Below are 24487 nucleotides of genomic sequence, written 5' to 3' on the forward strand. Positions count from 1 at the left end.
CAATGTCAGGATTTCTTCTCTTTATGATGTTCTTCGTCTCGCCACCCGCGGCGCCTGGAAAGCAGGTTTGGAGCCTCCACAATACCGATCATCTTGAGTTTGGCTCGATGGATGCTTGCAAGAAATATGGCCTTCTGATGCAAGCCAGGTTCCAGAAGGTCGACACGATCAAGATCCGGGGATGGTGCGTCAACCAAGCAACCGGCAACAGCACATACGACGTCAAGAATCCGCATCTTCCGGTGGCGAAGGGGGATATCTACGAGATCCCGACCGACGTAACCGACCAAGGATCCAAAGAAGGCTACTAGTCTTGGCTGGCTCGAGGAGCGATCGATGCAGGACCGTCGCGACTGCCTTCGCCTTGTTGGTACAGCATTCACATTCGCACTGCTGGCGCGATCCGGACCGACACGTGCGGCCACGGGTGGGCCTCCGATGCCAGACCCCAAGCACTTTCAGAGCGGTGATTTCCTCTGGCCCAAAAAGCCGGGCGTCTTTGTGCCCTATGACGCCGGGACGCCGCGTCCGCCGGATGCCGACAAAGCCAAATGGTACGAGGAGCGCGATCGCTTTATCGCGAATGTTGCGACAAAGGCGCCTTACTTCACTCCGGCTCAGACCGAACGCATGCGCAAGCTCACTTACGAGCAATTTCGCGCGCAATACACGGGCACCCGCAGGTCGGGAAATGCGACTTACTCAATCAGCAGCCCTGTCTATGTGGGCCATGTTGCGATCATCGACGTTGACCAATCAGGCGTTCCCTGGATCATCGAGGCGCTCTGGGGCAAAGGCGTCGTTCGCCGACCTTACGCGGACTGGGCGATCGAGCGGGCCGGCGAGGTGGCATGGCTTGGCCGCCTTGCCAAGCTCTCTGCTGCGGATCGCGCCCGAATCCCGGACGAAGCGCGAAAGTACGTCGGAAGACCTTACGACTTTTGGAATTTCGACCTGAACGACGATGCTGGGTTCTATTGTACGAAGCTCGCTTGGATGGCGACATTTCGCTCGCTCAATATTGCGGTTGACGACGACCCCAATCCAAAGCGCGCGTTCTGGTTCTCTCCCAAGCAATTCCTCTATGTCGCTCGCATGGCGCGTTTGATCGATCCCGGTTCCTACGGGAGCAGGTAGGGCGCTGTTCAATTGCCACGCACGGAAACGGTCGGTGGCTCAGCTCCCCCTACCAAGGTAGAGCTGAGCCTGTCCGGATCGCGCTGGCCGTTGTGGCTGGCGCGGTGAGCAGAAGTCCGAATCGGACCGAAATGTTCCGCTCGCACATTAAAAAAATTGGTCATTTGGCCGCAACGTGCGGCATCACATTTACCTGACAAGTCGGCCGGACGCCGGCACCACGCTGGCGACATTCACCGGCGGCTGCTGAAGGGCGAGGCCGTTGACCAGGAGGTCGGCGGCCACGATCAGCAGAAGGACGGCCGAGACCATCGTCGCGAGAAAAAATCTATCCATGCCGGGTCAAGCCGGGATGGCGGAATCCGTTCCCGCCCAGCACGACCTTGTGGATGCGCCGGTCCGTCGCGGCGGAGGCGCCGCGGAATTGTCGCAATTCGGCAACAATGTGGTACGAATACATCAGTATCCGCGCGCCCGCGGACCCCGTTTTCAGCACCCATTGCCGGAATGACCAGCGCAGATACCTCGGCCGCATCCTTTGACACGGCCCCAGCGGAAGAGCCCAGGCGCTGGTCGCTGCGGCGCTGGCTGGCGCCCTTTGCCGTGGGTCTGGCACTGCTGTCGGCCTTCCTGACCTTCCTGGTCCTGACCGGTCTCACCAAGATCGAGCCGACGCCGGAGGTGGTGCGCTCGATCTATCTGATCAACGCAGCCACCATCCTGCTCCTGGTCGGGATCATCATCCGGGAGCTGTGGCAACTGATCCTGGCCCGACGGCGGGGCAGGGCGGCCGCGCGCCTCCATGTCCAGATCGTCAGCCTGTTCTCGATCGTGGCGGTGCTGCCGGCGGTGCTGGTTGCCATCGTCGCCAACGTCACCATTGAACGCGGTCTCGACCGGCTGTTCTCGGGTCCGACCAGGGCGGTGATCCAGAATTCGCTGACGATCGCACGGGCCTATATGCAGGACCACGCGCAGCTGATCCGCGGCGACATTCTCGGCATGGCTAACGACATCGCGCACGCCCGGCCGCTCTACGACCAGGACCGCCGCTCGTTCCGGGAGATGCTGACCGCCAGCGCCGGCTCCCGCAATTTGCCGGGCGCGATGATCATCGACAAGAACACCAACATCCTGGAATCCGCCGAAACCGGCATGCGGCTCGCATATTCGCCGCCCGCGCCGGACTTCCTCAGCAACGTCAACGAGAACGAACCCGAGATCGCGGTGCTGCCGGACGCGAGCTTCGTCGCCGCCGTGATCCGCCTGCGCGCCTTTAGCGACACGTTCCTCTATGTCGCCCGTCCGCTCGATCCGAACGTCGTCAACCAGCTCAAGCAGACCGAGGTCAGCGTCGCCGAATATGCCCAGATCGAGTCACGCCGGCTCGGCATCCAGGTCGCCTTTGCGCTGATGTTCGCGGTGATCGCGCTGACCATCCTGATGGCCTCGGTGCTGATCGGTCTCAACTTCGCCAACTCGCTGGTCTCGCCGATCCGGCGACTGATGAACGCGGCCCACACGGTCTCGACCGGCGACCTGCACGTCCAGGTGCCCGTGCACCAGTCCGAAGGCGACCTCGCGCAGCTGGGTCAGACCTTCAACAAGATGACGCAGGAATTGCGCAGCCAGCGCGACGAGCTCGTCAACGCCAGCGATCTCATCGACAGCCGCCGCCGCTTCATCGAGGCCGTGCTGTCCTCGGCGAGCGCCGGCATCATCGGCGTCGATGCCTCCGGCAGCGTCGGCATCCTCAACCGCTCCGCCGAGAAGCTGATCGGGCACTCCGAGGCAGAGACGCTCGGCCACCCGCTCTCCGACGTTCTGCCCGAACTCGACGAGATGATGAAGACGGCGCGGGAAGGGACCCAGCGCCTGGTGCAGGGCCAGATCACGATCAACCGCGACGGGCAGGAACGCAATCTGTCGGTCCGCGTCAGCGCCGAGAAGAACCAGCCGCACGACAGCTACATCATCACGCTTGACGACATCACCGAGCTCGTGTCGGCGCAGCGCACCTCGGCCTGGGGTGACGTGGCGCGGCGCATCGCCCATGAGATCAAGAACCCGCTGACGCCGATCCAGCTCTCGGCCGAGCGCATCCGCCGCAAATTCGGCAAGACCATCACCGAGGTCAAGGACAAGCAGATCTTCGACCAGTGCACCGACACCATCGTGCGCCAGGTCGACGACATCAGGCGCATGGTCGACGAGTTCTCGCGTTTCGCGCGGATGCCGAAACCGGTGATGGAGGGCGAGGACGTCGCCGACACGGTGCGGCAGGCGGTGTTCCTGATGAAGGTCGCCCATCCCGAGATCGACATCGAGGCCGAATTTAGGGAGGATCCTCTGCGCGCCCAGTTCGATCGGCGGCTGATCTCGCAGGCGGTCACCAACATCGTCAAGAACGCCACGGAGGCGATCGAGCAGGTCCCGCCGGAGGAGCTCGGCAAAGGCCGTATCGACGTCGTGGTGTCGCACGAGGGCGAGGACGTGCTGATCGATGTCATCGACAACGGCATCGGCCTGCCCAAGGTCGCGCGCTCGCGGCTGCTCGAGCCCTACGTCACGACACGCGCCAAGGGCACCGGCCTGGGGCTGGCGATCGTCGGCCGCGTGCTGGAAGACCATGGCGGACGCATCGAGCTGAAGGACGCCTCCGACTTCCGCGAAGGCCAGCGCGGCGCCTGGATGCGGATGCGCTTTGCGATCTCCGGGCAACCCGCGAAGTCCGAGGGAGCTGAACCAGCGCCTCAGCAAGCAACCACGCCAGACATCAAGGAAATGGCTGCGGATTCCGTCAAGACATCCAGCCAGGACCTGGAAACAAAAGAGCCGACCGCCGAAACCAAAGAGCCGGCTGAAAAGACCAATGATTCAACGAAAATCGAAGCCTCAACAGGCAGCTGACAAGGCAGGCGCAACCCATGGCAAGTGAAATTCTGATTGTCGATGATGAGGCCGATATTCGGGATCTCGTTGCGGGCATTCTCGAAGACGAGGGGTTCGTCACAAGGACCGCACGCGACAGCGATACGGCTCTCGCCGAGATCGCCAACCGCAGGCCGCATCTGGTGTTCCTGGACATCTGGCTCCAGGGCTCGAAGCTCGACGGCCTGCAGCTCCTGGAGCAGGTCAAGAAGGACAATGCCGATCTGCCGGTCGTGATGATCTCCGGCCACGGCAACATCGAGACCGCGGTCGCCGCGATCAAGCGCGGCGCCTACGATTTCATCGAGAAGCCGTTCAAGGCCGACCGTCTGATCCTGGTCGCGACCCGAGCGCTGGAGAACTCGCGGCTCAAGCGCGAGGTCAAGGAGCTGAAGCAGCTCGCGCCGAGCGCCAGCCAGCTCGTCGGCCGCTCGCCCAGCATGAACCAGCTGCGCCAGACCATCGAACGCGCGGCCAAGGCCAACAGCCGCATCCTGATCGTCGGCCCCGCGGGCGCCGGCAAGGAGCTGACGGCGCGTACGCTGCATACGGCCTCGGGCCGCGCCGACGGCCCCTTCGTCGTCATCAACGCCGCCGCGATCACTCCCGAGCGGATGGAGCATGAGCTGTTCGGCGTCGAGCAGTCCAACGGCGAACAGGCGCGCAAGCCCGGCGCGCTCGAAGAAGCCCATGGCGGCACGCTGTTCATCGACGAGATCGCGGACATGCCGCGCGAGACCCAGAACAAGATCTTGCGCGTGCTGGTCGAGCAGTCGTTCCAGCGCGTCGGCGGTACCGCCAAGGTGCAGGTCGACGTGCGCATCATCTCCTCCACCGCGCGCAATCTCGAAGAGGAGATCGCAGCCGGCCATTTCCGTGAGGACCTCTATCATCGCCTCTCGGTGGTACCGATCCGCGTGCCTGCGCTGTCGGAGCGGCGCGAGGACATTCCGGAGTTGATCGATTACTTCATGGAGCAGATCTCGGCCGGCAGCGGCCTGCCCAAACGCCAGATCGGGCAGGACGCGATGGCGGTGCTGCAATCGCACGTCTGGCCGGGCAATGTGCGCCAGCTCCGCAACAATGTTGAGAGAGTCATGATTCTGGCCGCGGGCGGACCCGAGGTCATCATCACCGCCGACATGTTGCCGCAGGACGTTGGCTCCATGGTGCCGGCGATGCCGACCAGCAACAATGGCGAGCACATCATGGGCCTGCCACTGCGCGAGGCGCGCGAAGTGTTCGAGCGCGACTATTTGATTGCACAGATCAGCCGTTTCTCAGGAAATATTTCTCGCACGGCCGAGTTTGTTGGCATGGAACGTTCGGCGCTGCATCGGAAGTTGAAGGCGCTCGGTGTCGGCTAGCGCGTTTTCGGGAAAGGTGGATACCGGCCCGCATACAGAAGGCCGGCCAAGGTACTGAACCAGTGCCGCGACATTGCGAGCCGGACTTCGGGAATAAGCGAGGAAAATCATCGATTTCCGTAATTTTTCGGGGCAATACGGCGTGGGCTGCCGCGTGAAGCGGCTTGCCTAATATGTCCACCTGTCCTCTAATCATTACGGCTGTTCCTTCCGAGGGGGATCTCATGAGGAACGGCAACCGGGAGAGGCCCCACATCACCAAAACAGGGGCACAACCGGCGCAATAAAAAGAAACTCAAAGCGAGAAAAAAACAATGGCGGCAGACCGCGCACAAAACCTACAGGACACCTTCCTTAATCACGTTCGCAAAACCAAGACGCCACTGACGATCTTTCTGGTCAACGGAGTAAAGCTCCAGGGCATCGTGACCTGGTTCGATAATTTCTGTTTGCTGCTTCGGCGCGACGGTCATTCGCAGCTCGTCTACAAGCATGCGATCTCGACCATCATGCCGGGGGCGCCGATCCAGTTGTTCGAAGGCGGCGAGGATCAGCCGGCTTGAGAGTGATCTGATTGGAACCCCGGAATTTCGACGGGGATGCCGACCGTCCGCGGGCGGCAGGGGCTAAGCAGACGGGGCGGGTGCTGGTCATCGGCCCCTACTTGCGAGTGCGCGCGGGCGGCTCCGACGCGCAAGCGGAAGGCTATGCCGTGCGAGACGCCGAGGCCCGGCTCGATGAAGCCGCGGGCCTCGCGCGCGCGATCGATCTCGTCATCGCCGACGCCATCATCGCGCCGATCAGCCAGATCCGGCCCGCAACCTATATCGGCAAGGGCAAGGTCGAGGAGATCGCCGGGCTGATCAAGAGCCTCGATGTCGAGCTGGTGGTGATGGATTGCGCGCTGGCGCCGATCCAGCAGCGCAATCTCGAGAAGGAACTGCACGCCAAGGTGCTCGACCGCACCGGCCTCATTCTGGAGATCTTCGGCCGCCGCGCCAAGACCAGGGAAGGCTCGCTTCAGGTCGAGCTCGCGCATCTCAACTACCAGCGCTCGCGCCTGGTGCGCTCATGGACCCATCTCGAACGCCAGCGCGGCGGTTTCGGCTTCATGGGCGGTCCTGGCGAGACGCAGATCGAAGCCGACCGTCGTCTGATCCAGGAGCGCATCTCCAAGCTCGAGGGCGAGCTGAAGAAGGTGCAGGCGACACGGCGATTGCATCGCGCCGGGCGCCAGCGCGTGCCGTATCGTGTCGTCGCGTTGGTCGGCTACACCAATGCCGGCAAGTCGACGCTGTTCAATCGCCTGACGCGCGCCGACGTACAGGCCGCCGACATGCTGTTCGCCACGCTCGACCCCACCTTGCGGGCGCTCAATCTGCCGCATGGCGGCAAGGCGATGCTGTCCGACACCGTCGGCTTCATCTCCAACCTGCCGACCCAGCTCGTCGCCGCCTTCCGCGCCACGCTGGAGGAGGTGCTGGAGGCCGACGTCATCCTGCATGTGCGCGACATCTCGCATGAAGATGCCGAGGCCCAGCAGAGCGACGTCGACGCCGTGCTGCGCCAGCTCGGTATCAACCCTGATGATTCCGGCCGCATCATCGAAGTCTGGAACAAGATCGACCGCTACGACGCCGAACATCGCGAAGAGCTTCTGAACATCGCCGCGCGCAGGCCGGAGGATCACCCGGCGATGCTGGTGTCAGCCGTGTCAGGCGAGGGCATCGATGCTCTACTGAACGCGATCGAGGAACGTCTGGCCGCAAAACGCACAACGCTCGATCTCTCCATTGATGCCGCGGACGGCGCCGGCATCAGCTGGCTGCATAGGAATTCCGAGGTGCTGGCGAAGGAGCTGCACGACGGCCGCTTCGACATGACCGTTCGTGTGGACGAGACCAAGCGGGATATCGTGGTGAACCGCTTCGACGCCGTGCCGCGTCTGTCCGCGTAAGCTGCTGGCGGCCCGGATTGCGCCGGGCTGCGCACCGAGAAAATCAGGACAGGTCGAGACTCATGAACTGGTTGTGGGGGCTCGCTCGATAGTCCGCGAAGGGCTCGCAGGACACGAATCCGGCACTGCGGTAGAGCGAGACGGCAGGAGCATGCAGCGGTGCCGTGCCCGTTTCCAGGCTGAGACGCGCATAGCCTCGCTTGCGCGCTTCAGCAATGATGTGGTGCAGGATAGCGCGACCAGCGCCGGTCCCGCGCGCGGCAGGCGCTGCGCGCATCGACTTCACTTCGCCATGCGTCTCGTCCAGTTGCTTGAGAGCGCCGAATCCAGCGAGCGCATCGCCCTGCCAGACGGTCCAGAACGTCACGGCCGGAGCCGAAAGACCGCTCGCGTCCAGCGCCTGCGCGTGCTCGCCCATGACCCTGCGGAGCTCCTCCAGATGAAGGGCCAACAAGTCGGCGACATGTGGCGCCGTCGGATCGTCCTGCCTGATTTTCACTGCGCGCCGCCCTCGTTACTATGCTCAATCAAGTCGCGGTCTTGGCCGCATTCCACAGCGCATCCATCTCCGCCAGCGACGCCTGCTCGAGCGTGCGGCCCTGCGCCTCCAGCGCACGCTCGATATAGGCAAAGCGCCGCTCGAATTTAGCGTTGGTCGCGCGCAGCGCGGCTTCCGGATCGGCATCGACATGGCGGGCGAGGTTGACGAGGGCGAACATCAGATCGCCGGTTTCTTCCGCAACCTCCTGCTTGTCGTTGCGATCCAGAGCTGCCTCGATCTCGTCGGCTTCCTCCCGGATCTTCTGCAGCACCGCGCGTGCATCGTTCCAGTCGAAGCCGACCGTGGAGGCCTTGCGCTGCAGCTCCATCGCGCGCGTCAGCGCCGGCTGGCCGGCCTTCACACCCGACAGCAGCGATTTGTGCGGCGGGGCTTCCTCCGGCGGACGGCGTGCGGCGCGCTCGGCTTTCTCCTCGGCCTTGATACGGTCCCAGACCTCCTTGACGTGGTGTGAGGCGAGGTTGCCGTCCTTGTCGGCGAAGACGTGGGGATGACGCCGGATCATTTTTCGCGTGATGGTCTCGACGACATCGCCGAAAGCAAATGCGTTCTGCTCCTCAGCCATCTGGGCGTGATACACCACCTGCAACAGGAGGTCGCCGAGCTCCTCTCTGAGATCGTCGAGATCGCCGCGGGTGATGGCGTCCACCACCTCATAGGCTTCCTCGATCGTATAGGGTGCGATCGTCACAAAATCCTGCTCGAGGTCCCAGGGGCAGCCGGTCACGGGCGTGCGCAGCGCCGCCATGATCTCGATCAGGCGGGAAATGTCGCGGGAAGGGGTCATCGCGGGGCAGTCTCCTGGCTCCAAAACCTTATGCCAAAAGCGGGCCGCCGTTCCCAGCGGAGCGCGGCGGAACGGGACGATTTCCACCGATTGGCGGGCGGTCTGCGCAGTGCTAAAGCGCGGGTCATGAGTGACGCATTTTCATCACAAACCGCGCTGGTGCTGTTTTCCGGCGGCCAGGATTCCACCACCTGCCTCGCCTGGGCCTTAAGCCGATTTGCCCGCGTGGAGACGCTGGGGTTCGAGTATGGCCAGCGCCATGCCATCGAGCTCGCCTGCCGCGACCGGCTGCTCGACGGCATCAAGGGCCTGCGCGCCGATTGGGCCGCAAGGCTCGGCGAGAGCCACACGTTGTCTATCCCGACGCTGGCCGCCGTCTCCGAGACGGCACTGACACGCGACGTCGCGATCGCGATGGGCGCCGACGGTCTGCCCAACACCTTCGTGCCCGGCCGCAACCTGGTGTTTCTGACCTTTGCGGCCGCGCTGGCCTACCGGCGCGGCATCACCGACATCGTCGGCGGCATGTGCGAGACCGATTATTCCGGCTATCCCGATTGCCGCGACCAGACCATCCGCGCCATGCAGGCCGCACTCTCGCTCGGCATGGCGAGAACCTTCGAGCTGCACACGCCCTTGATGTGGATCGACAAGGCCGCGACGTGGAAGCTGGCGCATGACCTCGGCGGAGACGGGCTGGTCGACCTCATCCGCGAGCAGTCGCACACCTGCTATCTCGGCGAACGCGGCGCGCAACACGAGTGGGGCTATGGATGCGGCGAGTGCCCGGCGTGCAGCCTGCGGGCGAAGGGGTGGCGGGAGTTTGTGGCGGGACGGTAGTGTATCTCTCTCCGTCGTCATTGCGAGAAGCTCGCGACAAAATTGCGAAGCAATTTTGCGCTGATGCGACGAAGCAATCCAGACTATCGCCGCGGAAAGATCCTGGATTGCTTCGCTGCGCTCGCAATGACGGGTGAGGCAACAGCTAGCCAAAATCCTCCGGCCGCAATTCGATCGGCTTGCCGTGTGGCGTCCGATCCGCAGCGTGGTCCCAAGCGTCGCGGTATCGGTGGAGCGTGTCGATCGACGCAACGCCCTTGCGCGCGACGAGGCCTTCGAGCGTGGCGAGCCAGTGCAGGTAGTAGGTCTCGCCGGTGTCAGGATCACCGGCGGCCTGCGCTCGCTTGATCTCGTCGGCGAGGGCGGCGGCCCATTCCGGCCAGGTGAACACGCCGCGTTCGTGCAGGCTCAAGGCCATCGCAAACGCATGCGCCTCCCAGGGCGCGCGGAACACCGGGCCGTCGTCGTCGCGGGGAATGCTCGGGATCGCGGCGGTGGCGGCGGCCGCAAGCGGGCCGCTCATCACGCCGGGTCCAGATAGGGCTCGAACGCGTCGATCGACACTTTCAGGGTCGGATCGCCGTCGGCACCCCAGAGATCCCGGCCCTCGAACACGACCGTGTAGAGCCATTGCGGGTTTTCGCCGAGCTCCATGGCGGCCGAATCCGGAAACACGTGGCAGCCATGGTTGAGCTCGACCACGCCAACATGGCCGCGGACGTAGCGCGGCAGCCGCGTATGCGTGGTCGGATGAATGTTTTTCGCACGCACGCGATCGCCGATGTTGAATTTCGCCTGCGCCGGGGCAGGGCGGGCGAACTTGCCGCGCACCATCACGCGTTCGACATTGGCGAGATCGAACTTGCCGTGCTTGAGCGCCTTCGGGGCCTGCATCGCATGGCCGGCGGCGACCTCGTCCCTTGTGAGGTAACCCTTCTCGATCAGCATCTCCTCGAGCCCGAGGAACCATTTCTTGTAATAGGAGCTCGACAGATACACATGCGGCGGGATCGTCTCGCGATAGAAGCGCGAGGTGTCGATGTTGAAGGCGCCCGCCGCGCCCATCGCGCGCACCATGGCGAGGACTCGCGATTCCCAATCGGCGTGGAACGTCGGCTCGTTCGGCTCGGGCTCGACCTTGCCGAACCCGTCCATGCCGCCCATGTCGTGCACGCCGTTCACGACGGCGCTCCCGGCGCTTTGGGGAAACCGGTGCCGATCATGGAGTCACGGGTCACAAGCTCGGTGAGCTGTTCTTCACTCCAGCCCTCCGTGCCCTCGGGGCGCATTGGCAGCACCAGGAAGCGCGTCTCCGCCGTGGAATCCCACACCCGGATTTCCGTGTCCTTGGGCACTGCGACCCCGAAATCGGCGAGCACGCCGCGCGGATCCTTCACCGCACGCGAGCGGTAGGGTGCAGCCTTGTACCAGACCGGCGGCAGCCCGAGCATTTCCCAGGGGTAGCAGGAGCACAGCGTGCACACGACCATGTTGTGGCGCTCAGGCGTGTTCTCGACAACGACGAGGTGGTCGCCGACGCGGCTGACATGGCCGAGCGTCCCGATCGCCTTGGAGCCGTCTTCCAGCAGCGCCTGCTTGAAGGCCGGATCGGTCCAGGCCTTCGCGACGACGCGCGCGCCATTGTGCGGGCCAATCTTGGTCTCATAGGCCTGAATGATGGCATCGAGCGCAGCCGGCTCGACATAGCCTTTCTCGGTCAAAATCGTCTCGAGCGCGCGCACGCGCAGCTCGGTCTCGGACAGCTCCGAATGATCGTGATCGTGATGATGGTGGTCGTGATCGTGGCTCATGCCGGCGAAGATAGGCGCAATGGCCTGGGCCTGTCGAGTATGCGTTGCGGCGCAACCGGGTCCCATATTCGTGAGGCCGGAGGTAGGCTAGCATCGCCGCGAAGCAGACTGGAGGCGCCGGTGACGAACTACGTGAAAGTCGAGAAAGGCCTCGGCCCCGATGGGCGGATTGCAGTCGTGAGATTTGACCGCGGCGACGGCATTAACGCGCTCTCGCCCGAGGCGCTGCGCCAGCTCACTGCGGCCGCACGCAGCTTCGAGGATGATGCTGAGACCTCCGTCGTGGTGCTGACCGGCAGCACCAGCACGTTCAGCGCCGGCTTCGACCTCAAGGATGCCGAAGGACGTTCGCGCAAGGACATGGACCTCGGCACGCTGCGGCGGCATCTCAAGCTCGGGCCGCGCCTGACGCAGGCCTGGCAGGAGATGGAGCAGATCACGATCGCGGCGATCGAAGGCTTTTGTGTCGGCGGCGGCGTTGCGCTCGCCGTGGCGCTCGACTTCCGCGTCATGGGCCGGGATGCGCATCTACGTGTGCCCGAGATCGGGCTCGGCATGAACATGAGCTGGCAGAGTATCCCGCGCATGCTGCATCTGATGGGGCCGGCCCGCACCAAGCAGGCGGTGATCCTGGCCGATCAGCGCATCTCAGCGGACGAAGCCTATGAATGGCGTCTGGTGGAGCAGGTGGTCGATCCCGGCCATGCATTCGATGCCGCGATGGATCTCGCGCGCAAGGTCGCGGCGCAGCCGCCGCTCTCGGTCGCCATGACAAAGCTCACCGTCAACCGGCTCGCGCATGCGCTGGACGACCTCGCCAGCCACATGGACGTCGACCAGTTTGCGCTCGCTGGCTTCAGCGAGGACCACAAGGAGGGGGTGGAGGCGTTCCTGACGCGCCGCAAGCCGCGATTCAAGGGGCGCTAGGGTCTGGACTCAATTGAGCCACCAGAGCAAGGCGGCGGTCAGAAGGATTGCTGAGAGGAAGATATCTGCGCGCTTGTCATATCGGGTGGCGATGCGGCGGAAGTCCTTCAGGCGACAAAACATGCGCTCGATGACGTTGCGGCCTTTGTAGGCGCGTTTGTCGTAGCGATGCGGGTGCTTACGGGTCGGATTTGGGGGGATGACCGCCTTGATCCGCCGCTGTGCGAGTTCCTCGCGCAAGCTTCTGGCGTCATAGGCTCGGTCGGCAATGACACTCTTCGGTCGATGCCCCAAAGTGAGCAGACGGCGGGCTCCGTCGAGGTCGTGGACGTTTCCAGCCGTGATCAACAAGGCATATGGACGCCCGATCTCATCGGTCAGCGCGTGGATTTTGGTCGTTTGCCCGCCACGCGAGCGGCCGATGGCATTGTTGAAGGCCCCCCTTTTGCGCCGGCTGCCGAGCGGTGGGCTTTGATGTAGGTGGAATCAACAGATGCCGCCCCGTACATGCCAGTCGACCCCGTCAGGGCATAGAAAATATCGGTCCAAATCCCCTGACGGCTCCAGCGATTGAAGCGATTGTAAACCGTCGTATACGGGCCGTAGACCTCCGGGCAGTCGCGCCAACGCGCCCCACATCGCAGCATATGGACGATCCCGCTGATCACCCGGCGATCATCCACCCGGTGCGCTCCGCGGCGGCCTCGCGGCAACAACGGCTCTATTCGCTGCCACTCTGCATCGCTCAACCAATAGACTTGCTTTGCCATCCAAGCCTCCCTCCGTTGGAAAGCTTGAATCACAATCCCGCCTCAAGAGGAATCTCTATTGAGTACAGACCCTAGTCCACGGCGCTGTCGGACGTTGATGTCAGGCAGATGGATTTTCTTCTCCAGGAGGCGATCGGGAAAACTTCGTCCAACTTCCCGCGAATATCCGACATTGCAAGAAGGGCCTGAAAGGGCGATGGTGCGTGCTGCGATGCAGCGCGCTTCGCAAGCCCTGATCGCGGTTCCAATCCCGTCGCATGATGCGACCCGGCTTCCCGTGCGCTCGGCGGGCAAGCGAACCATTCTGCATGAAGGCCATTTCCATGAACGCTCACCAATCGCTTGCGATCGGACAGCCGATCCAGACGCCTGAAGCGATTTCACCCGCCGTGACTGAACCGGACGCGATGGTCCGGCTCGAAGGGATCTCAAAAACCTATCCCGCCTATCGCGGCAAGCCCGGCGTCAACGCCCTGCAAGACATCGACTTCGCCATTCCGCGGGGCTCCATTACCGGCGTCATCGGCCGCTCGGGCGCGGGCAAATCGAGCCTGGTCCGGCTGATCAACGGGCTCGAGAAGCCGACCGCGGGCCGCGTCATCGTCGACGGCAGGGACATCTCGGCACTGGCCGGCCGCGAGCTGCGGCTGGCGCAGCGCTCGATCGGCATGATCTTCCAGCATTTCAACCTGCTGTCCTCGCGCACGGCGGCCGGCAACATCGCGCTGCCGCTCGAGATCGCCGGCTGGACCAAAACCGACATCAAGACGCGCGTCGCCGAGTTGCTGGCACTAGTCGGCATCGCCGACAAGCACGACCGCTATCCCTCCGAACTCTCCGGCGGCCAGAAGCAGCGTGTCGGCATCGCGCGGGCGCTCGCGACGCGGCCGAGCGTGCTGCTGTCGGATGAGGCGACATCCGCGCTCGATCCGCAGACCACGCGCGCGATCCTGGATTTGCTTGCGAGCATCAACCGCGAACTGGGCGTGACCATCGTGCTGATCACCCACGAAATGTCGGTGGTGCGTCAGCTCGCGAAAGAGGTCGTGGTGCTCGATGCCGGCCGCGTGGTCGAGAGCGGCGATGTCGCCGATATTTTCACCCATCCCAGGCACCCGATCACGCAATCCTTCCTGGCCGAGGTGATCGGCGACAGCCTGCCGCTGTCGTTGGCGAGCCGGATCGTGCCGGAGCCGGTCGCGGGCGGGCAGGCCGTAATCCGCGTCCAGGTTCGCGGGGCTGGGGCCGGTGACACGCTGGTGGCGCGGCTTGCCCGTGAGCTCGGCCTTGACGTCGCGCTGCTTTCGGCTCGCATCGACGAGATCAGCGGCCAGCACGTCGGCTCGCTCGTTCTCGGCATTCCCGGCGGAGAGGACGCGGTGACGCGGACGCTCGCCTGGCTTTCTCAATATCAATTCCCGGCGGAGCGCCTCGGCCATGTCGCCTGAACTCATCAACCTGATCGTCCAGGCCACGGGCGAAACCCTGTTCATGGTCGGCATCGCGGCGCTGCTTGGCACTGTCTTCGGCCTGCCGCTCGGCGTCTTCCTCGCCACCAGCCGCAAGGGGGAACTGTTCGCGGCACCCGCCGTCAACGGCATCCTGGGCGTCATCGTCAATGCGACGCGGTCCACTCCCTTCATCATCCTGGTCGTCGCCATCATCCCGTTCACGCGGCTCGTCGCCGGCACCTCGATCGGCTCGACCGCCGCGATCGTCCCGCTGACGATTGCCTCGACACCGTTCATCGCGCGCCTCGTCGAGGCGGCGATCCGCGAGGTCGATGGCGGCCTGATCGAGACGGCGTCCTCGTTCGGGGCCTCGCCGATCCAGATCGTGCTCAAGGTGCTGATCCCCGAGGCGCTGCCGGGCCTGTTGCTGGCGCTGACGCTCGCAGTGGTCAGCCTGCTCGGCTATTCCGCGATGGTCGGCGCCGTTGGCGGCGGAGGTCTCGGCGATCTCGGCATCCGCTACGGCTATCAGCGCTTCATGCCGGAGATGATGCTGGCCGTCGTCGTGGTGCTGATCGCACTGGTGCAGCTCGTGCAAAGCGCGGGCGATTATCTGGCGCGCCGGGTCAACCGGCGGCTGCGGCACCGCTGAACCGGTTCAGGCGGCCCGCTTCGCACGCCGCAAGGTCTGCGATGGCAGTTCGGAGAAGTGGCGCTTGTAGTCGAGCGAGAACTGGCTGAAATGCCAGAAGCCATGCTGCACGGCGACGTCGTAGACGGAGGCATCCGTGCCGCTGGCGCGTTTCAGATCGCGCCGCACGCGGTTCAGCCGCATCGCGCGCCAGTAATGCATCGGGCTCGTGCCCAACACCTCCTGGAAGCAATAGCCGAGCTTGCGCGGGCTGGCGCCGACCGCCTTGCAGACCTCCAGCAGCGAGAGCGTACGCTCGCCGCTGCCATGCATGAGCGCCCGGGCGCGATCGACGGTGCTCTTGCGCGCCGCAGCGCTGCGGCCGGGATCGCTGGGACGTGCGGTCGGCAGCATGTCCATAATCTCGACAAGAAGGGCGTCTTCGAGCGCCTGCCGAACGGCGGGATCGTCGAATTGTTCGGGCGTGGTCGTGATGGTCTCGTGGATCGCGGCAAGATGGGTGCGCAATCGCGCGACCGACGCCTCCGCCATCTCGATCACCCGCAACTGGTGCCAGACCGAACGCGGCAGCTCGATATCAAGCCGGGCGGCGAGCTCCTCGATCAGCGCTGCGCTCGCGACGACACCGCGCAGTTCGAATGACTTCGGCGTGCACATGTCGACCTCGGCGTCGATGCAGGCGATGACCTGGGCGCCTGCAACGCTGGCGCCGTTGCAATTGACCTCGCCGTCACCGTGCCAAGGCAGACCAATGCCAAAGCTGTCAGCCCCCAACTGGCCGTATTGGCGGACCTGCTGGCTGGTGATTTCACGGAAGACATCAAGCCGAGGCAGAGAGAGTTGGGTGAAACTGCCCCTGAAGGCGCCGGCGCTGATCTGGTCGTAGCTGAGCCGCCAGCGACCGAGTGAAGCGCAATGCTCGTCGACATCCGTGCTGCTGGCCTGAAACAAGCCGGCAGCCGAGTCCACAGTCGGTAGAGTTGCGCTTAAGGGCATGACGATACGTCGAAAATTCACCACCCGAGAGCCGGCAAGTTCCCCACCAGACTGGCACGGCCACGGGCGCTGTCCAGCAAAATATTGCCGAATCTCGATAACGCCCGCCGCGGCCTTCAATGCAATCTTCCTCTCCGGCTGCCCCCGACATCGGGGTTGGGGGGCGCTTTGCGGAGGGATCGAGATGCGACCGACCGAGATCATGCGTGGCAGTCCGCCCGCGCCCGAGGCGCAGGTGACGCGCGCGAACTGGCGCAGCTTCCCCGCGATACGCTGGGGCTTTGCCCACACCCGTGAAGTGCTGCCGACCGCGGAGGTCCGCCGCGCGGCGCATCCGACGCCGATGCGAAGCGCGCCGCGCGAGCTGTCAAAGTTGGGCTTCACCGCACCCGACGGCAACCCGACCACGATCGCGGCCACCCTGCGCGAGACCTATGGCGATGCACTGCTCGTCATGCACCGGGGCACGCTGATCCACGAATGGTACGGCGACGGCATGAGCGTAACTACGCCGCATCTGATCTGCTCCATCAGCAAGTCGATCGCCGGCACACTTGGCGGCGTGCTCGCCGCGTGCGGCCTGGTAGATCCCGAGGCGAGGGTGCTGCGTTACGTGCCGGAGCTGGAGACCTCGGTCTATGCCGGCTGCACCGTCCGCAATCTCCTCGACATGGCCGTCGCCATCAAATTCGAGGAGGATTACGAGGACCCCGCCGGCGATGTCGCGCGCTATCGTTTTTCCTCGGGCTGGGACGTGCCGCCGGCCGGCGTTGAGCCTGGCCATCAGCGCGCCTATCTCACGACCTTGCGCGGGACTGGCAAGCCGCACGGCAAGGTGTTCCATTACGTCTCCCCCAATACCGAGGTGCTCGGCTGGGTCTATGAGCGCGCCTGCGGCATGCCATACCATCGCATCCTCTCCGAATATCTCTGGCAGCCTCTCGGCGCCGAGGAGGACGGCTCGCTCACGCTCGACAGCCACGGCATGGGCCGCATCGCCGGCGGCATCTCCGTCACCGCACGCGACCTGCTGCGCTTCGGTGAGATGATCCGCTGCCGCGGCGTGGTCGAGGGGCGGCAGGTGGTGCCGGGCTGGTGGATCGACGATATCCGCGAGAATGGCGATCCCAAGGCCTGGGCCGACGGCGACCTCGCCGAGTTCTTCCCGGGCGCGCGCTATCGCAGCAAATGGTTCACGATCGATCCGTCGCGCAACGCCATCACCGCGATCGGCATTCACGGCCAGCACCTCTATGTCGATCTCGACTCCGACACCGTCATCGTCAAGCTCGCCACACAGCCCAAGGCGATGGATGTGCCGATCGACCAGCGCTGGTTTGCCGCCTTCAACGCCATCACTGCGCATCTCGCTCCGCGCTGAACTTTGGGGCATCCCATGCTCGACACCGCGAATGCCAAATCGCCGGTCCGGTCCGCCAGCCCGCATCCGCTCGATCCGCTCACGACTGAGGAGATCACAGCCGCCTGTACGCTGGTGCGCGCCGCCGCGGCCTCGCCGGAGAACTGCCGCTTCCCGACCGTGCGGCTGGAGGAGCCGACCAAGCAGGAGCTGGCCGCTGACAGAGCAGGCCGCCGTGCGTTTGCGCTGACGCTCGACATCACCACGGGCGAGGCGATCGAGCACATCGTCGACCTCGCCCGCAATGAGATCATTGCGCGAAAAGTCATTCCGAACCGCGAGGCGCCCTACGGGCAGCCGCCGGTGATGCTGGAAGAGTTCTTCAAGTGCGAGGCCGTGGTGAAGGCCGATCCTAGATGGCGCGCGGCGATGGTCAGGCGCGGGCTCACCGACAAGGATATCGAGCTGGTCCAGGTCGATCCGTTCTCCTCGGGCTTCTTCGATTTCGAGTACGAGCGCGGCACCCGCATCGTGCGCGCCGTCAGCTTTTTCCGCGAGCATCCCCAGGACAACGGTTATGCCCATCCGATCGAGGGCGTCGTTGCCGTGGTCGACCTGATCGGCGGCAAGGTTATCAATCTCACGGATGCCGATCCGATCGTGCCGATCCCGCGCAAGAAGCGGAACTACGGCGCGCACGAGGTCAAGAACCCGCGCACCGACATCAAGCCGCTGCATATTGAGCAACCGGAAGGTCCGAGCTTCAAGGTCGACGGCTGGAAAGTCGACTGGCAAAAATGGAGCTTTCGCGTTGGCTTCACGCCGCGCGAGGGCTTGGTGCTGCATCAGCTCGCCTATCAAGATGGCGCGCGCAAGCGTTCGCTGATCCATCGCGCCAGCATCACCGAGATGGTGGTGCCTTACGCCGATCCGACCGCGAACCATTTCTGGAAGTCGGCGTTCGATGCCGGCGAGTATGGGCTCGGCATGCTTGCGAACGCGCTCGAGCTCGGCTGCGACTGCCTCGGCAACATCCACTATTTCGACGTGCCGGCTGCCGACAACAAGGGCGATCCCTTCGTCATGCAGAACGCGATCTGCATGCATGAAGAAGACTATGGAATTGCCTGGAAACACTACGAATTCCGCAACGGCCTGTTCGAGGTTCGCAGGTCTCGGCGGCTCGTCATCTCGTTCTTTGCGACCGTCGGCAATTACGATTACGGCTTCTACTGGTACCTCTACCAGGACGGCACGATCCAGCTCGAGACCAAGCTCACGGGAATCATCCAGACCGCTGCCGTGCCATCAGGCGCGACGTACAAATGGGGCGGCATGGTCGACGACAATCTGGGCGGTCCCACGCACCAGCACTTCTTCAACGTGCGCATGCACATGGATCTCGATGGCGGCGGGAACACCGTGACTGAGCACGATTTCGTACCGCGGCCCTGGGGCGACGACAATCCGCATGGCAATGTCTTCGACACCACGACGCGCGTGCTGTCGCGCGAGCGCGACGCAGCTGCGGTCGCCAATGGCGAAACCGGCCGGTTCTGGAAGATCAGCAATCCCAACGAGACCAACTCGGTCGGCAACGCGCCGGCCTACAAGCTCGTCGTCAATCCGAGCCCGCTGATGCTGGCGCAGGAGGGCAGCTATGTGCGCAGGCGCGGCGGCTTCGCCACCAGACATGTATGGGTGACTGCATTCGACCCCGCTGAGAAATACGCGAGCGGCGACTATCCGAACGTCCATGCCGGCGGCGACGGCCTGCCGCGCTACGCCGCCCGTGACCGCAACATCGAGAATGCCGATATCGTGGTGTGGCACTCTTTCGGCCACACTCATGTCTGCAAGCCCGAGGACTTCCCGATCATGCCGGTCGAATATGCCGGCTTCCTGCTGAAGCCGACCGGTTTCTTCGCGGCCAACGCGGCCGGCGACATCCCGCCGGACCGCAACAGCCGCAGCGTGCTCGCGGGCGAGGAGACGGGCGGCGGCAGCTCATGCTGCCACAAGAGCTAGCCAGCCATCCTCGCCGTCATTGCGAGCGAAGCGAAGCAATCCAGAGTCTATCCGCAACGACAGTCTGGATTGCTTCGCTACGCTCGCAATGACGAGATTGAAGCAGCGCGCTTCCATCTCTGTCCGACGGCCCGGCTCGCAGCCCGGCCGCCGATCAGAACGGATAATGCCGCGGTCCGGTCTGCACGGTGATCCAGCGCAGCTCGGTGAACTCGTCGATGGCCGCCTTGCCGCCGAAGCGACCGTAGCCGGACGCCTTGGTGCCGCCGAACGGCATCTGCGGCTCGTCGTGCACGGTGGGCGCGTTGACGTGACAGATGCCGGCCTCGATCCGCTTGGCAACGCCGAGGGCGCGCGCGATGTCGCGGCCGAACACGGCGGAGGAGAGGCCGTATTCGGTATCGTTGGCGACCCGCACGGCCTCGTCGATTCCGCTGACGCGGACCACGGTCACGACCGGACCAAAGCTTTCCTCGCCGTAGATGCGCATCGCCGGCGTGACGTGATCGACGATGGTGGCCGGCATGATGGTGCCGCTCCCGTGTCCGCCCGCCGCAACCACCGCGCCCTTGGCAACGGCATCATCAACCAGGCCCTTGACGCGGTCGCAGGCAGCAGCACTGACAAGCGAGCCGAGGACGACATTGCCCTTGCTTGGATCCCCGAAAGGAAGCCCCTTTGCCTTGGCGGCGAATTTGGCGACGAAGGCATCCGCGACCTTGTCGTCGACGACGATCCGCTCCGTCGACATGCAGATCTGACCCTGATTCATGAAGGCGCCGAAGGCGGCCGCGTTCACGGCCGCGTCGAGATCGGCGTCGTCGAGGATGACCAGCGGGGCCTTGCCGCCGAGTTCCAGCAGCGCGCGCTTGAGATGCTTGGCGCAAGCGAGCGCAATGAGGCGGCCGACCCGGGTCGAGCCGGTGAAGTTGACGCGGCGGATCGCGGGATGGGCGATCAGCGCCTCGACCACGGCCTGCGCATCCTCCGGCGCATTGGTCACGACATTGACGACGCCGTCACCGAGCCCGGCTTCGACGAGGCAGCTTCCGATCAGGCGGTGCACGCCAGGGCTCATCTCGGAGGCCTTCAGCACCACGGTGTTGCCGCAAGCAAGCGGCATCGCAACGGAACGCACGCCAAGGATCACCGGTGCGTTCCAGGGCGCAATGCCGAGCACGACGCCGACCGGCTGGCGGAAGGCCATGGCGAGATTGTCGGGCTTGTCGGTCGGAATGACCTCGCCGGATATCTGCGTCGTCATTGCTGCGGCTTCGCGCAGCATGCCCTCGGCAAGATGCACGTTGAAGCCGGCCCAGCCCGCGGTGGCACCGGTCTCGGCGACCATCAGCGCCGTGAACTCCGCCGCCCGGCGCGCGAGGGTGTCGGCGGCAGCGCTGAGCCGCTTGCGGCGCTCGGACGGACCGAGCTGCGACCAGGCCGGAAAGGCCGCGGCCGCAGCGTCGGCAGCGCGCATCGCGTCGTCGATCGAGGCCGCCGCGACGATGGATGCGATCTCGCCGGAGATCGGGTTGTGACGCTGGAAGGTGCGCTGATTGCTGGCAGACTGGTTCTTGCCGCCGATGAGAAGGTCGATTGCGTTCATGGAGTCCTCCATGGGTTGCTGGGGTAACTATTTCGGGGTGGATACGGCGCGCGCCTTGCCGAGATAGGCACGCTGGATCTCGGGATCGTTCTTCATCGCGCTGGCCAGCCCGCTGCCGGCGTTGCGCCCGGACTCGATCAGGTAAACGCGATCGGCGATGTCGAGGCTTGCCCGGGCATTCTGCTCGACCAGCAGGACGCCGACGCCGCTGGCGCGGATCTGCGTCAGCGCGCGAAACATCTCACGGCTGAGCAGAGGCGACAGGCCGAGCGAGGGCTCGTCCAGGAGGAGGAGCAGCGGGTTCGACATCAGCGCGCGGCCGATCGCCACCATCTGCTGCTCTCCGCCGCTCATGGTGCGCACGGCCTGGGTCATGCGCTCGGCCAGGCGTGGGAACAGCTGCAGGATGTTTGCGAGCCGGGCTGCTTCGCCTGCCCGGGCCCGGGCAGGGTAGGCGCCGAGCTGCAAATTCTCGGCGACCGTCAGCTCGCCGAAGACGCCGCGGCCTTCGGGCACCAAAGCGATGCCGCGCTCCACGATCAAATGGGCCGGCAATTCGCCGATGTTCTGTCCCTCGAACCGGATCGTTGCGCCCCGGGCGGGCCTGACCAACCCGGCGATGCTTTTGAGCAGGGTCGACTTGCCGGCACCGTTGGCGCCGAGGATCGCGACGATCTCGCCTTGACCGATGCCGAGCCCAATATCGGCCAGGGCCTGGTGCTTGCCATAGAAATGGGAGAGGGCGGCGACCTCAAGCATCGTCGCCTCCGAGATAGGCGGCGACGACTTTTGGATCGGCCAAAACCTCGTCCGGAGCACCGCGCGCGATCACGCTGCCGGCGTTCATGACGATGCAACGGCCGCACAACGCGCGGATGGCATCCATGACATGTTCGACCATGATGATGGTGAGGCCGCGCTCGCGCAGCTTTGCGATCAGCGCGATGCCGGTCTCGAGCTCGCTCGGATTGAGGCCCGCCAGCCATTCGTCGAGCAGCACGAGGCGCGGCTGCAGCGCCAGCGCGCGGGCAAGCTCCAGACGCTTTTGATCGATATAGGTCAATTCGCCCGCTTGCGCTTCGTGCATGGTGCCGAGCCCGACCAGGTCCAGCAGTTCGCTTGCCGTTGCGTCCGAGCCGTTCGACGTAGAGAACAGCCGCGCCGCCGCGACGTTCTCGGCGACGGTGAGGTCCGGCATCACGCGCACCAGCTGGAAGGTGCGGGCAAGGCCCAGTCGCGCGATCTGGTGTGCTCGCAGACCATTGAGCACGGTGCCACTAAACCGGATCGTGCCCGACGAGGGCTTCAAGGCGCCGGACAGCGTATTGAGAAGCGTGGTCTTGCCGGAGCCGTTCGGGCCGATGACGCCGATGATCTCGCCGGGGGCGACCGTGAAGCTGACGCCATCGACCGCGCGCAGTCCGCTGAACGACTTGCTGACGCCGTCAACCGCAAGCAGCGGAGCACCCATGGTGCGGGCGGAAGCCGCCGCCGGGCCTCCAGCCGGGACGCGCCAGCGCCCGCCCCCGAACAGTCCGATCACCCCGTTCGGCAGCACCATGACGATGAGCACGAAGATGAGGCCGAGTACGATGCTGAAATGATTGGGCAGCGTCGCTGTCAGAACCTCGAACAGCAGGACCAGCGGGATGACACCGAGTACGGGGCCGAACAGCGAGCCTGCGCCGCCCAGCAAGGCCATGATGACGACCTGGAACGAAATGGTCGGATTGAACGCGATGGCCGGATCGATATAGGTCCAGCGCGGCGCCATCACCGCGCCGGTCATCGCCATGAATGTCGCGCTCAGGATGAACACGCCGAGCTTGACCCGCGTCGCATCGATGCCGGAATGGCTGGCCGCGGTCTCGTCGGCGCCGATGGCGCGCAGGGCAAGCCCATAGCGCGAGCGCCCGAGCAACCAGCCGACTGAGAAGACGAGCGCCGTCAGGCCCAGGAGCTGCCAGTAGAGAATGTCCTGCGTCACGGCACTGAAGAGATAGCGGCCGACCGATTTGTGGATGTTGACCTCGTACCAGATCACGAGTTGCCGGATCAGCTCGGCAAGTCCGAAGGAGAAGATCACGAAATAGATGCCCGATAGCCGCAGCGTCGAGAGGCCGGTGATTGCGGCGGTGAGGGCGCCTATTCCCGCCGCGGCCAGCAGCACGACGGGCCAGGGCATGGTCTCGCCGAGCACCGCGGCGGTGTAGGCGCCAAGGCCGAAGAAGGCGACGGTCGCAAGCGAGATGTAGCGGGTGGGACCTGAGAACATCGCCCAGGCCGTCGCCAGGATCGTGAAATAGAGAACACTGATGCCGAGTGCGAGATAATAGCCGTTGGCAAAGAGCGGATAGGTGATAACAGCCGCAGCCACGGCAAGGCCGGCACCCCACAGCAATGTCCGGACGAGCGGCGTCATGACGTAGCTCTCCCGAACAGACCGGTCGGCTTGATCAGGAGCACGCCGAGAAACAGCGCGTAGGTGGCCGCCAGCGTCAGGCCCGGGTCGACCAGCCGCGCCACTGCGGTTTCGACCACACCGAGCAGCAGTCCCGCAACCAGCGCGCCCATGACATTGCCGACGCCGCCCATGATGACGACGACCAGCGCCTTCATGGTGAAGACCACGCCGATGGCGGCATTGAAGGTGAGGAACATGCTGACCAGCACGCCGCCGATGGCGACGAGGCCGCCGCCGAATGCAAAGGCCAGCCCCGACAGCGCCGCCACGTCGATCCCCACCAGGCGCGCGGCATTCGCGTCCACTGCGATGGCGCGGACGGCGGTCCCGATCCGGGTGCGGGTGAGGGCGAGATACACGGCGCCGCCGACCAGTGCCGCGAACAGCAACGCGACCAGGCGATTGACCGCAAGCGTCGAGCCCATGATCGTCAGTGGAATGGAGAGATAGCTATAGCTGTAATACTGGCCGCCGAAGGCGACCAGCATGGCGCCCTGGATCACGAACAAGATGCCGAAAGTGACGAGGATGCTGTCGATCTCCTGCGCGCCTCTGTCCTTGCCCCGCCGCATCAGTCGCTCGAGCAAGAAGCGGTAGAGCAGCCAGTTCAACACCATCGCGACGGGGACGGCCAATAGCAGCGCAGCCAGCGGGCTGAGGCCGAGGCCGCTGTAGAGCGAGAACGCGCCAAAGGCGGCCGCGACCAGCGACTCGCCGTAGGACAGATTCATGATCCGCGCCACGCCATATTGCAGCGTCAGCCCAAGCGCGATCAGCGCGTACATGCCGCCAAGCACGAGGCCCGGCAGGACGATGTCGACAACCAGCATGAAACAGGGTTCCT

The 24487-nt window shown here is 64.6% G+C and carries 24 protein-coding genes; 12 read left to right on the plus strand and 12 right to left on the minus strand.

All coding sequences use genetic code 11. From position 1 onward, the window contains the following. Positions 1 to 23: 23 nt before the first annotated feature. Positions 24 to 311 (plus strand): hypothetical protein, encoded by a 288-nt coding sequence (locus NLM27_RS13455; RefSeq protein ID WP_254143750.1) that lies wholly within the window; start codon positions 24 to 26, stop codon positions 309 to 311. Positions 312 to 630: 319 nt separating this feature from the next. Further along, positions 631 to 1137, plus strand: a complete 507-nt coding sequence (locus NLM27_RS13460; protein ID WP_254143751.1) for a YiiX/YebB-like N1pC/P60 family cysteine hydrolase — start codon at positions 631 to 633, stop codon at positions 1135 to 1137. Positions 1138 to 1326: 189 nt separating this feature from the next. Here the strand turns inward: NLM27_RS13460 and NLM27_RS13465 are convergent, their stop codons facing one another. Next, on the minus strand, positions 1327 to 1473 hold the full coding sequence (locus tag NLM27_RS13465; protein ID WP_254143752.1) for a hypothetical protein: 147 nt from the start codon (positions 1471 to 1473) through the stop codon (positions 1327 to 1329). A gap of 171 nt (positions 1474 to 1644) precedes the next feature. On the opposite strand from NLM27_RS13465, the gene NLM27_RS13470 reads away from it, so the two are divergent. The 4 genes from NLM27_RS13470 (at position 1645) to hflX (ending at position 7392) form a co-directional block, all read left to right on the plus strand. Beyond that, complete coding sequence (locus NLM27_RS13470; protein ID WP_254143753.1) at positions 1645 to 4047, plus strand: PAS domain-containing sensor histidine kinase; 2403 nt, start codon at positions 1645 to 1647, stop codon at positions 4045 to 4047. Between the two features lie 17 nt (positions 4048 to 4064). Then, entirely contained in the window at positions 4065 to 5435 is a 1371-nt protein-coding gene (locus tag NLM27_RS13475; RefSeq protein ID WP_254143754.1) for a sigma-54 dependent transcriptional regulator, read from the plus strand. Between the two features lie 314 nt (positions 5436 to 5749). Continuing rightward, a complete protein-coding gene (gene hfq, locus NLM27_RS13480) occupies positions 5750 to 5998 on the plus strand; it encodes an RNA chaperone Hfq (protein ID WP_007591126.1) in 249 nt (82 codons plus the stop codon). Positions 5999 to 6009: 11 nt separating this feature from the next. Continuing rightward, the gene (hflX, locus tag NLM27_RS13485; RefSeq protein WP_254143755.1) at positions 6010 to 7392 is read left to right on the plus strand and encodes a GTPase HflX; all 1383 of its coding nucleotides are present in this window, start codon (positions 6010 to 6012) and stop codon (positions 7390 to 7392) included. A 43-nt stretch (positions 7393 to 7435) separates the two neighbouring features. Here the strand turns inward: hflX and NLM27_RS13490 are convergent, their stop codons facing one another. Both NLM27_RS13490 and mazG read right to left on the minus strand, forming a co-directional pair. After that, the gene (locus NLM27_RS13490; RefSeq protein ID WP_254143756.1) at positions 7436 to 7810 is read right to left on the minus strand and encodes a GNAT family N-acetyltransferase; all 375 of its coding nucleotides are present in this window, start codon (positions 7808 to 7810) and stop codon (positions 7436 to 7438) included. 109 nt (positions 7811 to 7919) lie between these two features. Then, a complete protein-coding gene (mazG, locus tag NLM27_RS13495; protein WP_254143757.1) occupies positions 7920 to 8738 on the minus strand; it encodes a nucleoside triphosphate pyrophosphohydrolase in 819 nt (272 codons plus the stop codon). A 126-nt stretch (positions 8739 to 8864) separates the two neighbouring features. Here mazG and queC point away from each other — a divergent pair, with 126 nt between their 5' ends. After that, on the plus strand, positions 8865 to 9578 hold the full coding sequence (gene queC / locus NLM27_RS13500) for a 7-cyano-7-deazaguanine synthase QueC (RefSeq protein WP_254143758.1): 714 nt from the start codon (positions 8865 to 8867) through the stop codon (positions 9576 to 9578). Positions 9579 to 9723: 145 nt separating this feature from the next. Here queC and NLM27_RS13505 read toward each other — a convergent pair whose 3' ends face one another. From NLM27_RS13505 to nthA, 3 genes are read right to left on the minus strand one after another with little or no spacing between them, the layout of a single operon-like run. After that, positions 9724 to 10101: a nitrile hydratase accessory protein gene (locus tag NLM27_RS13505; protein WP_254143759.1), complete on the minus strand. Its 378-nt coding sequence runs from the start codon at positions 10099 to 10101 to the stop codon at positions 9724 to 9726. Continuing rightward, positions 10101 to 10760 carry a nitrile hydratase subunit beta gene (nthB, locus tag NLM27_RS13510; RefSeq protein WP_254143760.1) on the minus strand — a complete coding sequence of 220 codons (660 nt, stop codon included), beginning with the start codon at positions 10758 to 10760 and terminating at the stop codon, positions 10101 to 10103. Before nthB ends, NLM27_RS13505 begins: the two co-directional genes overlap by 1 nt. Further along, positions 10757 to 11389, minus strand: a complete 633-nt coding sequence (gene nthA / locus NLM27_RS13515) for a nitrile hydratase subunit alpha (protein WP_254143761.1) — start codon at positions 11387 to 11389, stop codon at positions 10757 to 10759. Before nthA ends, nthB begins: the two co-directional genes overlap by 4 nt. A 120-nt stretch (positions 11390 to 11509) precedes the next feature. Between nthA and NLM27_RS13520 the strand changes: the two genes are divergently transcribed. Next, positions 11510 to 12316 carry an enoyl-CoA hydratase/isomerase family protein gene (locus tag NLM27_RS13520; RefSeq protein WP_254143762.1) on the plus strand — a complete coding sequence of 269 codons (807 nt, stop codon included), beginning with the start codon at positions 11510 to 11512 and terminating at the stop codon, positions 12314 to 12316. A 9-nt stretch (positions 12317 to 12325) separates the two neighbouring features. On the opposite strand, the gene NLM27_RS13525 is transcribed toward NLM27_RS13520, so the two are convergent. Continuing rightward, positions 12326 to 13086 (minus strand): IS5 family transposase gene (locus tag NLM27_RS13525; protein WP_375142247.1). Its coding sequence is split into 2 segments (ribosomal slippage): positions 12326 to 12750 and positions 12750 to 13086, totalling 762 coding nucleotides; the frame shifts between segments, so codons are not numbered across the junction. A 308-nt stretch (positions 13087 to 13394) separates the two neighbouring features. Here NLM27_RS13525 and NLM27_RS13530 point away from each other — a divergent pair. Further along, on the plus strand, positions 13395 to 14534 hold the full coding sequence (locus NLM27_RS13530) for a methionine ABC transporter ATP-binding protein (RefSeq protein WP_254143764.1): 1140 nt from the start codon (positions 13395 to 13397) through the stop codon (positions 14532 to 14534). Continuing rightward, a complete protein-coding gene (locus NLM27_RS13535; protein ID WP_254143765.1) occupies positions 14524 to 15189 on the plus strand; it encodes a methionine ABC transporter permease in 666 nt (221 codons plus the stop codon). The genes NLM27_RS13530 and NLM27_RS13535 overlap by 11 nt, the downstream gene beginning before the upstream one ends. A 6-nt stretch (positions 15190 to 15195) precedes the next feature. On the opposite strand, the gene NLM27_RS13540 is transcribed toward NLM27_RS13535, so the two are convergent. After that, positions 15196 to 16185, minus strand: coding sequence for a helix-turn-helix domain-containing protein (locus NLM27_RS13540; RefSeq protein ID WP_254143766.1), 990 nt, complete (start codon positions 16183 to 16185; stop codon positions 15196 to 15198). A gap of 184 nt (positions 16186 to 16369) precedes the next feature. On the opposite strand from NLM27_RS13540, the gene NLM27_RS13545 reads away from it, so the two are divergent. Together NLM27_RS13545 and NLM27_RS13550 are read left to right on the plus strand one after the other, a co-directional pair. After that, positions 16370 to 17566: a serine hydrolase gene (locus tag NLM27_RS13545; RefSeq protein WP_254143767.1), complete on the plus strand. Its 1197-nt coding sequence runs from the start codon at positions 16370 to 16372 to the stop codon at positions 17564 to 17566. 15 nt (positions 17567 to 17581) lie between these two features. Next, entirely contained in the window at positions 17582 to 19573 is a 1992-nt protein-coding gene (locus NLM27_RS13550; protein ID WP_254143768.1) for a primary-amine oxidase, read from the plus strand. Between the two features lie 154 nt (positions 19574 to 19727). Here NLM27_RS13550 and NLM27_RS13555 read toward each other — a convergent pair whose 3' ends face one another. From NLM27_RS13555 to NLM27_RS13570, 4 genes are read right to left on the minus strand one after another with little or no spacing between them, the layout of a single operon-like run. Further along, the gene (locus NLM27_RS13555; RefSeq protein WP_254143769.1) at positions 19728 to 21179 is read right to left on the minus strand and encodes an aldehyde dehydrogenase; all 1452 of its coding nucleotides are present in this window, start codon (positions 21177 to 21179) and stop codon (positions 19728 to 19730) included. A gap of 27 nt (positions 21180 to 21206) precedes the next feature. Further along, positions 21207 to 21938 (minus strand): ABC transporter ATP-binding protein, encoded by a 732-nt coding sequence (locus NLM27_RS13560; RefSeq protein ID WP_254143770.1) that lies wholly within the window; start codon positions 21936 to 21938, stop codon positions 21207 to 21209. Then, entirely contained in the window at positions 21931 to 23601 is a 1671-nt protein-coding gene (locus NLM27_RS13565) for an ATP-binding cassette domain-containing protein (RefSeq protein ID WP_254143771.1), read from the minus strand. Before NLM27_RS13565 ends, NLM27_RS13560 begins: the two co-directional genes overlap by 8 nt. Beyond that, complete coding sequence (locus NLM27_RS13570) at positions 23598 to 24473, minus strand: branched-chain amino acid ABC transporter permease (RefSeq protein ID WP_254143772.1); 876 nt, start codon at positions 24471 to 24473, stop codon at positions 23598 to 23600. Before NLM27_RS13570 ends, NLM27_RS13565 begins: the two co-directional genes overlap by 4 nt. Positions 24474 to 24487: the final 14 nt, after the last annotated feature.

It is taken from the genome of Bradyrhizobium sp. CCGB12, assembly GCF_024199845.1.
Lineage (GTDB): Bacteria > Pseudomonadota > Alphaproteobacteria > Rhizobiales > Xanthobacteraceae > Bradyrhizobium.